Annotated in this window: 14 protein-coding genes, 1 tRNA gene and 1 pseudogene; 10 read left to right on the forward strand and 6 right to left on the reverse strand. The window is 70.1% G+C overall.

Annotated features, from left to right (window positions below; genetic code table 11):
* Nucleotides 1-18 precede the first annotated feature (18 nt).
* Nucleotides 19-1,260 (forward strand): divisome protein SepX/GlpR, encoded by a 1,242-nt coding sequence (gene sepX / locus ACWGLC_RS04165; RefSeq protein WP_452098695.1) that lies wholly within the window; start codon nucleotides 19-21, stop codon nucleotides 1,258-1,260.
* Nucleotides 1,261-1,340: 80 nt separating this feature from the next.
* Here the strand turns inward: sepX and ACWGLC_RS04170 are convergent.
* Nucleotides 1,341-1,946, reverse strand: a pseudogene (locus tag ACWGLC_RS04170) (class I SAM-dependent methyltransferase); the annotation flags it as partial.
* Between the two features lie 60 nt (nucleotides 1,947-2,006).
* Nucleotides 2,007-3,098 (reverse strand): NAD(P)/FAD-dependent oxidoreductase, encoded by a 1,092-nt coding sequence (locus ACWGLC_RS04175; protein ID WP_452098696.1) that lies wholly within the window; start codon nucleotides 3,096-3,098, stop codon nucleotides 2,007-2,009.
* 214 nt (nucleotides 3,099-3,312) lie between these two features.
* Here ACWGLC_RS04175 and ACWGLC_RS04180 point away from each other — a divergent pair.
* Nucleotides 3,313-3,385 (forward strand) — tRNA-Ala (locus ACWGLC_RS04180).
* A gap of 122 nt (nucleotides 3,386-3,507) precedes the next feature.
* Here ACWGLC_RS04180 and ACWGLC_RS04185 read toward each other — a convergent pair.
* Together ACWGLC_RS04185 and ACWGLC_RS04190 are read right to left on the reverse strand one after the other, a co-directional pair.
* Nucleotides 3,508-4,743: a UPF0158 family protein gene (locus ACWGLC_RS04185; RefSeq protein ID WP_452098697.1), complete on the reverse strand. Its 1,236-nt coding sequence runs from the start codon at nucleotides 4,741-4,743 to the stop codon at nucleotides 3,508-3,510.
* Between the two features lie 61 nt (nucleotides 4,744-4,804).
* Nucleotides 4,805-5,551: a potassium channel family protein gene (locus ACWGLC_RS04190; protein WP_452098698.1), complete on the reverse strand. Its 747-nt coding sequence runs from the start codon at nucleotides 5,549-5,551 to the stop codon at nucleotides 4,805-4,807.
* On the opposite strand from ACWGLC_RS04190, the gene ACWGLC_RS04195 reads away from it, so the two are divergent.
* From ACWGLC_RS04195 to ACWGLC_RS04225, 7 genes are all read left to right on the forward strand, one after another.
* Nucleotides 5,550-5,708 carry a hypothetical protein gene (locus tag ACWGLC_RS04195; RefSeq protein WP_452098699.1) on the forward strand — a complete coding sequence of 53 codons (159 nt, stop codon included), beginning with the start codon at nucleotides 5,550-5,552 and terminating at the stop codon, nucleotides 5,706-5,708. The genes ACWGLC_RS04190 and ACWGLC_RS04195 overlap by 2 nt on opposite strands.
* An 18-nt stretch (nucleotides 5,709-5,726) precedes the next feature.
* A complete protein-coding gene (locus tag ACWGLC_RS04200) occupies nucleotides 5,727-6,638 on the forward strand; it encodes a dihydrodipicolinate synthase family protein (protein ID WP_452098700.1) in 912 nt (303 codons plus the stop codon).
* On the forward strand, nucleotides 6,631-7,032 hold the full coding sequence (locus tag ACWGLC_RS04205; RefSeq protein ID WP_452098701.1) for a DMT family transporter: 402 nt from the start codon (nucleotides 6,631-6,633) through the stop codon (nucleotides 7,030-7,032). Before ACWGLC_RS04200 ends, ACWGLC_RS04205 begins: the two co-directional genes overlap by 8 nt.
* Nucleotides 7,029-7,349, forward strand: a complete 321-nt coding sequence (locus tag ACWGLC_RS04210) for a DMT family transporter (protein ID WP_452098702.1) — start codon at nucleotides 7,029-7,031, stop codon at nucleotides 7,347-7,349. Before ACWGLC_RS04205 ends, ACWGLC_RS04210 begins: the two co-directional genes overlap by 4 nt.
* A gap of 60 nt (nucleotides 7,350-7,409) precedes the next feature.
* Nucleotides 7,410-8,618: an NADH:flavin oxidoreductase gene (locus ACWGLC_RS04215; RefSeq protein ID WP_452098703.1), complete on the forward strand. Its 1,209-nt coding sequence runs from the start codon at nucleotides 7,410-7,412 to the stop codon at nucleotides 8,616-8,618.
* A gap of 164 nt (nucleotides 8,619-8,782) precedes the next feature.
* Entirely contained in the window at nucleotides 8,783-9,646 is an 864-nt protein-coding gene (locus ACWGLC_RS04220; protein WP_452098704.1) for an SDR family oxidoreductase, read from the forward strand.
* A 5-nt stretch (nucleotides 9,647-9,651) separates the two neighbouring features.
* The gene (locus ACWGLC_RS04225; RefSeq protein WP_452098705.1) at nucleotides 9,652-10,050 is read left to right on the forward strand and encodes a DoxX family protein; all 399 of its coding nucleotides are present in this window, start codon (nucleotides 9,652-9,654) and stop codon (nucleotides 10,048-10,050) included.
* 33 nt (nucleotides 10,051-10,083) lie between these two features.
* Here the strand turns inward: ACWGLC_RS04225 and ACWGLC_RS04230 are convergent, their stop codons facing one another.
* Both ACWGLC_RS04230 and ACWGLC_RS04235 read right to left on the reverse strand, forming a co-directional pair.
* Nucleotides 10,084-11,106, reverse strand: a complete 1,023-nt coding sequence (locus ACWGLC_RS04230; protein WP_452098741.1) for a mechanosensitive ion channel family protein — start codon at nucleotides 11,104-11,106, stop codon at nucleotides 10,084-10,086.
* A gap of 94 nt (nucleotides 11,107-11,200) precedes the next feature.
* Complete coding sequence (locus ACWGLC_RS04235) at nucleotides 11,201-12,712, reverse strand: dolichyl-phosphate-mannose--protein mannosyltransferase (RefSeq protein WP_344988121.1); 1,512 nt, start codon at nucleotides 12,710-12,712, stop codon at nucleotides 11,201-11,203.
* 94 nt (nucleotides 12,713-12,806) lie between these two features.
* Between ACWGLC_RS04235 and rsmI the strand changes: the two genes are divergently transcribed.
* Nucleotides 12,807-13,655, forward strand: coding sequence for a 16S rRNA (cytidine(1402)-2'-O)-methyltransferase (gene rsmI, locus ACWGLC_RS04240; RefSeq protein WP_452098706.1), 849 nt, complete (start codon nucleotides 12,807-12,809; stop codon nucleotides 13,653-13,655).
* Nucleotides 13,656-13,667 lie beyond the last annotated feature (12 nt).

Genomic DNA, 13,667 nt, shown 5'->3' on the forward strand with positions numbered 1-13,667 from the left:
CTCGAGGAGGCCTGATCGATGTCGAGCTCACTGCTGATCATCCTGCTGGTGGTGGTCTGGCTGTTCGTTCTCGCGCCGATGCTCATCCGGTCGCGCAATCCCATCCGCCGCACCGGTGACGCGCTGGCCCAGACACGAACGCTGTACTCCGGCGGCTCGGGCCGACTCGTGCCCAGTCGCGGGCCCGCCGCCGCGGACCCGGTGCAGGCCGAACCCGAGGAGTCGCTGTTCGGTCTGCCGACCGGAGCCGGAGCCACCGACGCCGAACTGCTCGACACCGAGACCTGGGAGCACACGCTCGAGCAGACCCTGCGCCGGGAGGCGGCGGGCCGGCGCGGCGAGGCCGTCCGCCGTGCGATGGAGGAACGCCGCAACGCCGCCACGGGTGGCGGCGAGTTGTCCGAGGAGATCACCTCCGAGATCCCGGCGGTCGTCGTGTCCGACGACGACGAGGCGGCAGAGGCCGTCGCCTCCGTCGACGAGCGGACCGCATCAGCCGTGGCTGCTGGGACCGCTGCCGAGGTCCGGTCCGCCGACATCCGCACCACGGACGTCCGGGCCGGGGGCGCCCGCGCGGTCGCGGACCGGCCCGCCGCCGACTCGGTGCGGCCCGAGGTCGTCGACGGTGAGCTGCTCGAGCGCCCCGCCGCCCGTTCGGCCGCGGGGCGCGTGGATCACGCCGAGGACGCGGCGGGCATCGATGCCGAGGCCGTCCACCTGCATCGCGGTCGGCGTCGTCATGCCGAGCCCGAGGTGGAGCTCACCGATGCCGATCTGGACTTCGCCGAGCGGCGTCGTGGGCGCGGGGCCTACGACCCGATGGCGGATCGTCAGGCCGCCGAGCAGCGGGCGCACGCGCGCCAGCGCACAGCCCTGTTGCTCGTCGGGTTGGCGGTGGCCGCCGTGATCGCGGCGCTGCTCACCGTCCCGGCCGTGTGGTGGTTCGCCGGCGGCGCGGTGCTGCTGCTGGCCGCCTACCTGACGTACCTGCGCCGCCAGGTCCGGCTCGAGGAGAGCCTGCGCCGCCGCCGTGTCGAGCGGATGCGCCGCGCGCGGCTGGGCGTGGAGTCGCGTGAGGACGACGAGCTGTCGGTTGTCCCGCCGCGGCTGCGCCGCCCGGGCGCCGTGGTCCTGGAGATCGACGACGAGGACCCCGCGTTCGACGTGCTGGACACCTACGATCGCGACCTCGACAGCGGCCCGGACCATCACGACCGCCGGTCGACGCACCGCGAGCCGCTGCGCCGCGCGGTGGGCTGACCCCGGCCCCTCCCCCCTTTGCGAGCTTCGACGCCGCGGCCCGAATGAGGGCCGCGGCGTCGTCGTCTCGGTCGCGGACGTCAGGTGCGACGCCGCAGCAGGAGCACGCCGTCCTTGATCGTGGCCGCCTGAGTGCCGTCGGGAGAAATGACCTCCCTCGGGCGGATCTCCTGGGTGACGACGTCCCAGAGCGCCGGGTCCAGGGCGAGATCCTCGAGTTCCTCGGCCGGCGTGGGCATCGTGTGGACAGCGTGCCCGTGCCCGTGCCCGTGCCCGTGGCCGACGGCGTCAGCCCGCTCCCGCGAGGCCTCGCGCCCCCACGGCGGGATGTCGTCTTCGCTTTCGAAGACGTGCGTCACCAGCAGGAGGAGCCCACCGGGCCGGAGATACCCGGCGGACCGGCGCAGAATCTCGATGCGCTGCAGCTCCACCTCCGAGTGGAAGAAGCTGGCCGTCACCAGGTCGAAACTCTGCTCTGTTTCCCACGTGGACAGGTCGTGCGCGACCCAGTCGATGTTCGCCGACACCCCGCGTGCGGCCGCGGCCTCGGCGCCGCGGGCGGTGGCGGTGGGAGAGATGTCCACGGCCGTGACCCGCCACCCCTGCTCGGCGAGCCAGACGGCGTCGCCGCCCTCCCCGCATCCCAGCTCGAGGACGTCGCCGGCCTCGAGTGTGCTGACCACGGTGGCGGTGCTGGCGTTGACACCTCCCGGCCAGCGGACCTCGCCCCCGGCATAGCGGCTCTCTCAGTGCTCGGCGGGAGAGGGCGTGGCGTGAACTGGCGTGGTGGGGGCGAGGCCCGACACCGCCCGGACCGCCCGGTCGAACTCTTCGGTGACGAGGGCCATGTTGACCATCCCGCCGGCCATCGCGCCCGCCGCCATCGCCACCGGAACGGTCGCTCCGGGGTTGGCCACATTGCCAACGGCCCAGATACGAGGATGGCTCGTCTTGCCCGTCATATCCGTGGCGAGGAACGATCCGATCGGGTTGGTGGCCCGCTCCAGCTCGAAGTGGGCCACGACGTCGTCGTGGGGGAGGGCTTGCGAGGCCACGAAGATCGCGTCGAGTTCCACCTCGCTGCCGTCGGCCAGACGCACGCCGCTCAGTTCGTCGTCGCGGGACAGGACCGCAGCGACGGGCGTGTCCACGAGCTCCACCCCACGCGAGCGCAGCCGCGCCACGACGTCCGGGTCGAGCTCGCCCACGGCCGCGGTGAAAAAGATCAGGTCGTCACTCCATTGGCGCACCAGCTGGGCCTGGTGCAGCGACATCTCGGACGTGCCGAGAACCGCCAGCCTGCGGCCGCGGACCTCCCAGCCGTGGCAGTAGGGGCAGTGCAGCACGCTGGTGCCCCAGAATTCCCGGATACCGGGGATGTCCGGCAGGCCGTCGGTCATCCCGGTCGCGAGGATCAGTGCACGCGCGGATGCGGGCGCTGCGTCCGCGAACCGGACGGTGAGGCCGGCCTCGTCGTCGTCGGGGTCGTTGTCGTCCACGCCGGTCACCATGCCCGGACGGATCGTCACGTCGTACGCGGCCACCTCCGAGCGTCCACGGCGGAGGAGTTCGGCCGGGTCGGTGCCGTCGTCGCCGAGCACGCCGTGCATGTGGGCGGCGAAGCGGTTGCGGGGCTCGCCGGCGTCCACCACGAGCACGCGGCGGCGGGCGCGCCCCAGCATGAGTGCCGCGGACAGGCCGGCGGCACCTCCGCCGATGATGACCGTGTCCCATGGATCTCCGTGTGCGGCGTTCTGGTGTGTCGGGTCTTCGGGCGGCTGGGCCGCGTCGTCGGTGTCGCGCCGACCGCGGTCCTTGCTCTCTCGGGTTTCGCTCATGAGTGCAGTCTGCGGGCGGGCGTGCGGGACCTGCAAGAAATATTGCTGGTCTGGCAAGGTTCCGCAGGCGGCGGCCGCGGCGGCGGGCATTCGGTGACCGGCGGCCCTGCCGGTTTGGTTGGTGGGCGGGGCGTACTGGTAAGGTGTTCCACGCTGCCCGAGAGGGTCGCATTCCAGCCCGCAAGGGTGGACCCACTGCCCGCGAGGGCGGTGAGGGGCTATAGCGCAGTTGGTAGCGCGTCTCGTTCGCATCGAGAAGGTCAGGGGTTCGATTCCCCTTAGCTCCACAAGGTAATTAGCATGTCAGAGGCCGTTTCCGGGAAACCGGGGACGGCCTTCGTGCGTTCGGCTGGGCACGGTCTGGGCATCCCTACATTAAGTTTGGCCTTTACCCCCCGCAGATGCCGACTCACGGCAGTGCGGGACGGATGTCGTGTTCCGCGAGACGCTCACGGGCGCGTCCCTGTTCGGCATCCGCCGAGAACACGAGCCATCGCTCCACCAGGTCGGCCTCGTCGATCGCGCTCCGGAATGCCTGGAACGCCCCTTTCCCGTCCAACGCCGTCTCGAGCCGTCTGCGTAGATCACGGTCTCGCTCCTGCGCGGCGAAGGCCATCCTGTCGTTCCAGCGGTCGTCGGCCTCGTACCGGTCCAGCCAGAGAAATCGATCCGGATCGGTCTCCACGTCAACGGGGTCGTCGGCGTCGACGAGCCCATTCCCGACGGGGATCACCGACCCGGTCTCGAGGTCGACGTAGGCGCCGGTCAGGTGCTCGGAATCGCCGAGCATCGTGGCGAGCATGTCGATATCGACGGGGGTCTGCCGCCCGGGCGGCGTGTCGCCCCGCAACCGCGCGAGGAGCTCCTCACCCAACACCTTGTCCCCCGGGAGGCCGCGGGCATTCAGCCTGTTGACGAACGAGAGTACGAGGGCCTCCCTCCTCGCGTCGCCGGACTCCAACAGGAGCGCAGCCCCGACGGCTATCTGTTGCAGCGCGTCGTCGACCTGACGCCCTGCGATCGCCGACAGGAGGGCATCACCACCCCGGGCCGACAGGGCCCGTCGTACCTCCTGGAGATCGCCACTGGAGATAGTCGGGGCCGCGGGCCATCGAGGATCCAGCATGGGCTCAGGCTGGTCGGGGCGGGGGCCCGGCTGGGACTCGCCGTCGTCGTCGCTCCAACGGCGCCCGTATTGGTCGGGTATGTCTCCCCATCCCCAGTAGGGCAGGGGAGTACTGGGCCGGATCCCCAGGGTCTCGACCGGGTCGATCTTGACCGGGTGTACCTCGCAGCGGTGCACCCAGTTGTCCCCGAGATCGAAGACGAACCGGAACTCATCCCCGAGCTCCACGGTCTTGGCGACCTTCGTCCATTCGATGTCCTCGAGGCGCTGGACCGGGCCGAAGCCGGACGACACGAAGTCCAGACTGCTCTCAAGATTGGCGACGGTTGTCCCGTCTGAGAGCGTGAACTCGGAGCGATGCGCGGGATCCCATCGAGCGAACGCGGTGTTGATGGCGTCAGCGAAATCCATGAACGTGTGCGACGGGCCGACGGCGAAAGCCCGGCCGGGTGGTGGCCACAGATCGTCGCCTCGGCCGCCTAGGAGTTCCACCGTGATCGAAAGCCAGGTACGTGCCATGAGTTCGAGTATGTCGGCTTGCTGGGGAGCTCGCCGCGATCTGCTGTGCCCGCTGCTCGCGTCACTGCGTCGTCGGCCCGCTTGGTTCGCTTGGACCGCTGGGATCGGATGGCCCGTCGGGGTCGTGATGGCTAACTGTCGCGCCCGGGTGGATGAGAGCGTCCTTGCGGAGCGCGAGTTGCTCGCCGAGCACCGAGACCACCAGGGCCGTGGTCGTACCGACGATCGCTATCCCGGCCAGCATCAGCCCCACGGCGAGAGCGCGCCCGGGGAAGGTGACCGGGTAGTACTCGCCGTAGCCGACGGTCGTCAGCGTGGTGAATCCCCACCAGATCGCGTCGTCGAGATTGACGATGTTGGCCCCGTCCGCCCCGCGCTCGAACAGCCAGACGGCCGAGGCGGCGAAGTAGACGAACAGGAGCATGAACAGGAAGGTGGTGACCAGCAACCTGGCCCGGAGGGTGGTGCCGGACCGCCGGAAGGCCGGGAGCCGCCACAGATAGATGAGGATCACGAACGGCCGCAGGAGCGGCAGGATCAGGCACACCATCTCGAACCGGTAGCGATGGAAGAACGCACGGGGGTCCTTGCGGGCGAGCACCGCCCGGATGAGGAAGTCGATGAGGATCAGCACGTAGCAGGCGATCGCCGCGAGCCGTGTCGCGTTGACCAGGTCCCGGGCGTGGACCGATCCGGAGACCAGCGCCACCGTCGCCGCGAAGAACAGGATCGAGGCCAGGAAGACCGGCCACGTCGTGAAGTGCTCGAAGTGCTGCGCCCGCTGGATCGGCGACGCGGAGTCGTTCATGGCCTCGACGTTAGTCTTCGCCCACGCCCACGCCCACGCCCACGCCTTCGACGGGACGAAGGGCGACGACGATGACGACGACATCGAGCGCATCGGTGGCGAACGCGTGGGCGGCGAATCGGGCGAGGCGGGCCTTGCTTTCTCTCTGGGCGCGTAGAGGGGCATAGTGGTCGACGTGTTCAGCGGACTGAGTGCATTTCCCTTGACCCCGTTCACCGGCGCGGGCCCGGACAGCGGGGGTGTGCCCGACCTCGGCGCGTACGCCCGCCTGGTCGCGCGACTGGTGGCGGCGGGGGTCGATTCGATCGGAGCTCTGGGCTCGACGGGTGGGTTCGCCTACCTGCAGCGCGGTGACCGTCGCGCGCTCGCGCGGACGGCCGTGCGTGCGGCCGGATCCACGCCGGTGATCGTCGGCGTGGGGGCCCTGACGACCCGGGAGATCCTCGGGCACGTGGCCGATGCGGAAGACGCGGGCGCGGCCGGCATCCTCGTGCCACCGCTGGGCTACCAACCGCTGCGCCCGGCCGAGGTCATGACGCTGTTCAAGACGGTGACCTCGGAGACCGACCTGCCCGTGGTGGTCTACGACAACCCGGCCACCACGGGTTACACCTTCACCCGCGAAGTGCTCACCGAGGTCGCCGCGCTGCCCCGGGTGGTCTCGGTCAAGATCCCGCCCGTGGCGGCGGACCTCGGCAGGGCCCTCGGGCACGTGACCGATCTCCGTGATGCCGTGTCGCGGTATGTGTCCCTGGGGATCAGCGGCGACCGTGCCGGCGCCTGCGGACTACTCGTCGGATGCGACACCTGGTACAGCGTGCTGGCCGGGGTGTTCCCCCGGACCTGCCTGGCGATCACCCGCGCCGCGCAGGACGGCGACGAGGAGCTGGCGACCGGGCTCTCCGCGGAGCTGGACCCCGTCTGGGACCTGTTCGACAGGTTCGGCAGCTACCGCACGGTGTCCGCGATCGCCGCCGAGACCGGCCTCGTACGCCACGAGGGCCTTCACCATCCGGTGCTGCCGCTGAGCGGGGACGAGCGTGAGGCCGTCCGGTCCGCGCTGCAGACCATCGGCCCCCGTGACTGAGCCCGGCGGCCGAGTACCCGGTGAAGCGGGCCAGGGCGCGGGCACGGCCCGCCGGTGGGGATTCCTCATGGCGGCCATCGGGCTGGAGGTGGCGGGTTCGCTCTCGCTCAAGGGCGCCCTGACCTCTCCGGTGCTCTACCTCGTGGTGGTGCTGGGCTACGCGGGAGCGTTCGTGTTCCTGGCACTGACCCTGCGGGCCAGGATGCCGCTCGGCGTGGCGTACGGGATCTGGGGCGCCGCGGGGGTCGTGCTCACCGCGGCGCTGTCCGCGTTGATCTTCGCCGAGCCGCTGACCCCGCTGATGGGCGCGGGCATCGCGGTCATCATCGCCGGGGTCCTGTGCGTCGAACTCGGGGCCCAGCGGGCCCGCGCCACAGAAGGGGTGCCCGTGTGACCGGGTGGGCGTATCTCGTCGTCGCCATCGTCCTCGAACTCGCGGCGACCCTCTCCCTCCGCAAGGCGGTCGACGACCGTCGGTGGTACCTCGCGGTGGCGCCCGGCTACCTGGCCGCGTTCGCCCTGCTGTCCCTGACGCTCGCCGCCGGGATGCCACTGGGCGTGGCGTACGGCATCTGGACGGCCGCCGGCGTGGCGCTGGCCGCGGTGGCGAGTCGGTTCCTGTTCCGCGAACCGCTCAGTCCGCTGATGGGCGCCGGGATCGCGATGATCGGTGCCGGCGTGGTGCTGGTGGAACTGGGATCGGGGGCCTGACCCGGAAAACAGGCTGGCCAAGCCCCCGCGAGACCGACTGGAACAGGTTATAGTTCCCGCATGCTTCTCGCGCCCGGAACCCCTGCACCCGACGTCTTCAGTCCCGGCAAGATCGGCAACGTGATGCTGCGTAACCGCATCGTCAAGGCCGCGACCTTCGAGGGCCGGTGTCCGAACGGTCGTGTGACCGACGAGCTCATCGAGTTCCACGCCGAGTATGCGCGTGGCGGCGTCGGGATGACCACGGTCGCCTACCTCGCGACCTCACCGGAGGGGCGGACCGACCGGCACCAGTACCACTGGGGCATGGACGACGGCGGGATGCTGCGCAGGCTCACCGACGCCGTGCACGCCGAGGGCGCCGCGGTCTCCGCGCAGGTCGGTCACGCCGGCGCCGTGGCCAACTCCGCCTCCAACGGAATGCCCGCGATGGGGCCGTCGCGCATCCCCGCGCCCACCGGGATGTCCCTGACCAAGGCGTGCACCGAGGCCGACATCGACCGGATCATCGCCGACCACGTCCGGGCCGCCCGCGGTGCCCGCGAGGCCGGATTCGACGCCATCGAGGTCCACTTCGGGCACAACTACCTCGTCAGCGAGTTCCTCAGCCCCAAGCTGAACAGGCGCAAGGACGCCTACGGCGGCTCGCTCGAGAACCGCGCCCGGTTCGCGCGCCGCATCGGCCGGGCCGTCCGCGACGCCGTGGGCGACACGATCGCCGTGACCATCAAGCTCAACATGGACGACGGCGTACCCGGCGGGTTCTGGATCGACGAGGCCGTACAGGTGGCCAGGTGGATCGAGCAGGACGGCTCCGCCGACGCGCTGGTGATGACCGTGGGCAGCTCGCTGCTCAACCCCATCTACCTGTTCAAGGGGGATGCGCCGCTGGAGGAGTTCGCGGCGACCCAGCCGCCCGTGATCAAGATGGGCATGAAGGTCGTCGGGCCGAGGATGTTCAAGGAGTACCCGTACACCGACGCGTACATGTTCGACGACGCCCGGCAGATCCGTGAGGCCGTCGACCTGCCGATGATGCTGCTCGGCGGGATCGTCGATCGGCCCTCCATCGACAAGGCCATGGGTGCCGGCTTCGAGTTCGTGGCCATGGGCCGCGGGCTGCTGCGCGAGCCGGACCTGCCGAACAAGCTCAAGGCGGACGAGCGTCGCCGGTCGCTGTGCGTGCACTGCAACCGCTGCATGGCCACCATCTACAGCGGCAGCCGCTGCGTCCTGCGCGAGTACGTCCCGCCGGTCCCGGCGCGGTAGCCAGGGCCGATACAGGCTGCGGTCGGACCGCGGATCAGCGCCGCCGACCGCGTGCAGCGAGCAGAGATCCGCGCCGCGCGACCTACCCTCGCGGGGTGCGGCGGGCCGCTACGGTGGGACACCAGCGGCCCGACCAGTCGACCCGGGCCCGGACAGGGGAGCACATGTCGAGGCGGCGGATCAAGGACTACCGGGGCACGATCTGTGTGGTGACGGGCGCGGCCAGCGGGATCGGACGTTCGGCCGCGATCCGCCTGGCCGACGAAGGCGCGCGGCTGGTGCTGACCGATGTCAACGCCGACGGGCTCGCCGGGGTCACGCAGGAGTGCCGTGACAAGGGGGTCTCCGTGCTGGCCTCCGAGACGATCGACCTCACCGATCACGAGGCCGTGGCCGCGTTCGGCGAGCGGGTCGTCGCCGCGAACGGCGCGCCTGACGCGATCTTCCACGTGGCCGGGAACTCGGCCTGGGGCCGCCCGGACCTGCTCGAACACCGCGTGTGGCGGTCCATGGTCGAGGTCAACCTGATGGGCACGATCCACGTGATCGAGGCGTTCATTCCCGCGATGATGGCCGCCCGCAAACCCGGCGCGGTGGTCATGGTGTCGTCGGCCGCGGGCCTCCTGGGACTGCCGTGGCACGCCGCCTACAGCGCCGCCAAGTTCGGCATCCGCGGGATCGCCGAGGTGCTGCGCTTTGATCTGGCGCCATACGACATCGGTGTGCACCTGGTCTGCCCGGGTGCCGTCGACACGCCGCTGGTGGGCAGCATCGAGATCGCCGGCGTGGACCGTTCGAACCCCGAGGTGGCCAAGACCGCGGCGCAGTTCCAGCGTCACGCCGTCACCCCGGACCAGGCGGCCGGATCGATGATCGAGGGCGTGCGCAAGGGGCGCTACATCGTCTACACCTCGCCCGACATCCGGCTGGCCTTCGTGGCCCAGAAGTTCGCGCCGCCGGCCTACAAGCTGGCGATGAAGCTCATCGCCCGGAAGATCAACAAGGCGGCGCAGGGCGTCCTCCCGTGAGGGGGATGGAGACACTCACCGACGCCGCGATCCTCCTCGCCCGCGTCGGGCTCGGGGTGATCTTCGTGGCGCACGGGTGGCAGAAGTTCTTCACCCTCGGACTGTCCCGCGTGGGGGAGCAGTTCGCCTCCTTCGGCGTGCCCCAACCGGACGTCACCGCCGCGATCGTGGCCGGCGTCGAACTGGCCGCCGGTATCGCACTCATCGCCGGGATCCTCACCCCGCTGGCCGGGATCCTGCTCGGCGCGGACATGGCCGGCGCGTTCTACTTCGTGCACGCCACCAACGGCCCGTTCGTCACCCAGAACGGCTGGGAGCTGGTCGTCGCGCTCGGAGTCGGGGCCCTGCTCATCGCCGCCGTCGGGGCCGGCAGATTCAGTGTCGACAGGGCACTGGGCGGCTGACCGCCCGCGCTGGTGTCGCCGGTGCTCAGGCCGTCATTCGGCCGAGGAGATCGCCTTCATCGGCGTCACCGGCAGGCCATGGGAGTAGGGGGCGTCGATACCTGCGTCGACGAAGGCGTTGCGGATGCGGCGCCGCAGTTCGCGCTCGGTCGCCCACTGCATGTTGGCGTGGGTCACCGCCGTCATCCGTAGCGACCACGAGTCCGCACCGAGTTCGTTGACGCCGGCCAGCTCGGGCCCGGAGATGAGGTTGGACTTGATCGGCTCCTCGAGCGCCGCACTCTTGGCGGTCTCGATGGCGATATTGCAGGCGCGGTCGATGTCCGCGCCGTAGGAGACCGGGATCTCGAGGAACGCCACACCGAAGTCCTGGCTGTAGTTGCCCACGCGCAGGATGTCGCCGTTACGGCAGTACCACAGGGTTCCGTGCAGGTCGCGCAGCGAGGTGATCCGCAGACCCACGTTCTCGACCGTGCCCTCGGCCTCGCCCAGGTCGACCCAGTCGCCCACGCCGTACTGGTCCTCGAAGAGCATGAAGATCCCCGAGAGGAAGTCACGCACCAACGCCTGCGCGCCGAAGCCGAGCGCCACGCCCACGATCCCGGCCGAGGCGATGAACGGTGCCACGTTCACCCCTACTATCGCCAGCGTCTGCAGGACCACCCAGACGAGGACGACGAAGGACACCAGCGACTTGAGCACCGACCCGATCGTGGCCATGCGCTGGGCTCGCCGCTCCGCCCGCTTGCGGTCGGACATCGCCTGCTCGGCGGGCTTGCGGTGTGCCTTCTTGAGACTCTCGGCGGTCAGTCCACCGCTCTCGTCGGCGCTGACCCCGCGTTGCTCGTCGTCGTGCTCGTCGATGTCGACGGTGGTCCCGGCGTCGGCCTTCCTGCGGCGACGCGGCCACAGGCTCGGGCTGGTGCCGTCAGCCGTGGGCCTGGTGACGCGGTCGATGGCCCTGTGCAGGAGCCAACGCACCACCAACGCCAGAAGTATGTACACGACGATCATGACCGGCTTTTCCACCAGCCATTCCTGCGTCGTGTCGGACATCCCGAGATCGGGGAAGGGAATGGGTAGCTCGTTCACTCTCGCGACGCTACTGACCCTCACCGGTCGTGTCAGGTGCGCCAGGGTGTGTGGAGGGTCACCGCCAGGACGGCAACCAGAGTTGCATGTTCCATTCGGCCTGCGTGATGGGCGTGCCGGAGAGGATCGGCAGCATGAAGATGAAGTTCACGATCACCAACGCGAGATACAGGCAGACGATCGCCCGCCCGATGATCCGCCTGCGTGGGGGATCCGAGAATCTGCCGGAGATCTCGCCGAGCACGAGCGAGACCATCATGACGAAGAACGGCACCATCACCGCGGCGTAGAAGAAGTACATCTGTCGGTCGTGCTGGAAGAACCACGGCAGGTATCCGGCGGCGTATCCGACCAGCGGGAATGCGTAGCGCCCGTCGCGGCAGATCACCGCACGCCAGAATGCCCAGGCCAGTACCGGGATCGCGAGCCACCAGATAGCGGGCGTGCCCAGCAGCATGATCGCCCGTACGCAGGAGGCCTCGCCGCATCCGGCCACGTCCTCGCCCTGCTCGACGTAGTAGAGCATCGGCCGCAGGCTCATCGGCCACGTCCACGGCTTGGACTCCCACGGGTGCCGGTTCCCGGCCGAGGTGGTCAGCGACGAGTGGAAGTCCAACACGGAGGACTGGTAGTAGATCCAGGACTGGATGACATCGGGCAGCCAGGTGTCCTCGGTTTTCGCGCCCACCGCGTGGCGGTACACCGTGTTCTCCCCGGCGAACCACGGCAGCCAGGTGAAGAAGTGGAGGATCGCCGGCCAGATCACCAGGGTGAGGAAAGCCGGCGGCGCGTCCCGGAGCAGCGCCCCGGCGAAGGGCCGACGGACCCCGTAGCGGCTGCGCAGCGCCCAGTCCCACGCCACGGTCATCAGACCGAAGAAGGCGATGAAGTACAGTCCCGACCACTTGACGCCCAGGGACAGGCCGAGCATGACGCCGGCCGTGAAGCGCCACCACCTGAACCCGAGTCGCGGTCCGAGGTCGGACAGGTGCAGGCGGCCCTCGACGGCGGCACGGTGCATGCGGGCCCGCATCTGGTCGCGATCCACCAGCAGTGCGCCGGCGGCCGCGGTGACGAACAGCACCTGGTAGATGTCCAGCATCCCGATGCGGGAGGTGACGAACGTGACGCCGTCGAGGCAGAGCAGCAGACCGGCGACGAGCCCGAGCTGGGTGGAACGGGTCAGCCGCCGGGTGATGCGCATGACAAGCAGCACCACGAGCACGCCGCAGATCGCGGCGGTGAACCGCCAGCCCATCGGCGTGTAACCGAACAGCATCCCGCCGATCGACTCGATCTGCTTGGCCACCGGCGGGTGCACGACCAACCCGTAGGCGGGGTTCTCCTCGATGCCCAGCTGGGCGATGTTGAACGACTGCGGTGCGTAGTGCTTCTCGTCGAAGACCGGGGTGCCGCGGTCGGTGACGGAACCCAGACCCCAGAAGCGCGTCACGAACGCCAGCACGAGGATGACGCCGGTGGCGATGAGGTCGCGGGTGGTCTCGACAGGCCCGGTGTCCGGAGCGGGGAGCGGGCGGCCGGGAGAGCGCACGCCGAGGGTCGAGGTCACACGGCGAGCATAGTGGGGGGTCCGTGTCGCGCACGGGGGACGCCCGGCGGCAGCAAGGCGTGGCTCGCGGGATGACGGGGATAAGGTGGACGACATGACGTCCGGACGGGTCGTGTTGGCGGCCACCCCCATCGGGAACCCGGGCGACGCCTCGGGCCGACTCCGCCAGCTGCTCGAGACCGCCGATGTGGTGGCCGCGGAGGACACCCGCCGCCTGCGATCACTGGCCGCGGCGCTGGAGGTCGCCATCGGCGGCCGGGTGATGAGCTTCTACGAGCACAACGAGGCCGGCCGCGTGCCGCAGCTGCTCGATCGCGTCCGCGCGGGTGACGTTGTGGCGGTCGTGACCGACGCCGGGATGCCCGCGGTCTCGGACCCGGGATATTCGCTGGTGGCGGCCTGTATCGAGGATGGTCTGCCGGTGACGTGTCTGCCGGGGCCGTCGGCCGTGACCACCGCGCTCGTGCTCAGCGGTCTGCCCGTGGATCGCTTCTGCTTCGACGGGTTCCCGCCGCGCCGCGCCGGGCGGCGTCGCACGTGGCTGGCCCGCCTGGCCGCGGAGGAGCGCACCTGCGTGTTCTTCGAGTCGCCGCACCGTCTGGCCGACACCCTCGCCGAGGCCGCCGAGGTGCTCGGGCCGGATCGCCGTGCCGCGGTGTGCCGGGAGCTCACCAAGACCTACGAGGAGGTGCTGCGCGGAACGCTCGCGGAGCTGGCCGAACGCACCGCCGACGGGGTGCTGGGTGAGATCGTCGTGGTGCTCGAGGGCGCAGACGCGGCGGATACCGAGGCCTCGCTCGACGATCTGGTCGAGATCGTGGAGGAGCGCGTCGCGGCCGGTGAGCGCCTCAAGGACGCCTGCGCGGCGGTGGCGGAGGGGTCGTCGCTGACCAAGCGGGACCTGTACCAGGCAGTGCTCGACGCCCGCGCGGAGTCTGATTAGTCACCCACTCGC

It is taken from the genome of Dietzia sp. NPDC055877, from assembly GCF_053615975.1.

What these genes read in the sequence shown, in the direction of transcription:
- sepX (WP_452098695.1), top strand. Translation starts at nt 19, where the DNA reads ATGTCGAGCTCACTGCTGATCATCCTGCTGGTGGTGGTCTGGCTGTTC.
- ACWGLC_RS04175 (WP_452098696.1), bottom strand. Translation starts at nt 3,098, where the DNA reads ATGAGCGAAACCCGAGAGAGCAAGGACCGCGGTCGGCGCGACACCGAC.
- ACWGLC_RS04185 (WP_452098697.1), bottom strand. Translation starts at nt 4,743, where the DNA reads ATGGCACGTACCTGGCTTTCGATCACGGTGGAACTCCTAGGCGGCCGA.
- ACWGLC_RS04195 (WP_452098699.1), top strand. Translation starts at nt 5,550, where the DNA reads ATGGCCTCGACGTTAGTCTTCGCCCACGCCCACGCCCACGCCCACGCC.
- ACWGLC_RS04190 (WP_452098698.1), bottom strand. Translation starts at nt 5,551, where the DNA reads ATGAACGACTCCGCGTCGCCGATCCAGCGGGCGCAGCACTTCGAGCAC.
- ACWGLC_RS04215 (WP_452098703.1), top strand. Translation starts at nt 7,410, where the DNA reads ATGCTTCTCGCGCCCGGAACCCCTGCACCCGACGTCTTCAGTCCCGGC.
- ACWGLC_RS04220 (WP_452098704.1), top strand. Translation starts at nt 8,783, where the DNA reads ATGTCGAGGCGGCGGATCAAGGACTACCGGGGCACGATCTGTGTGGTG.
- ACWGLC_RS04225 (WP_452098705.1), top strand. Translation starts at nt 9,652, where the DNA reads ATGGAGACACTCACCGACGCCGCGATCCTCCTCGCCCGCGTCGGGCTC.
- ACWGLC_RS04230 (WP_452098741.1), bottom strand. Translation starts at nt 11,106, where the DNA reads ATGTCCGACACGACGCAGGAATGGCTGGTGGAAAAGCCGGTCATGATC.
- rsmI (WP_452098706.1), top strand. Translation starts at nt 12,807, where the DNA reads ATGACGTCCGGACGGGTCGTGTTGGCGGCCACCCCCATCGGGAACCCG.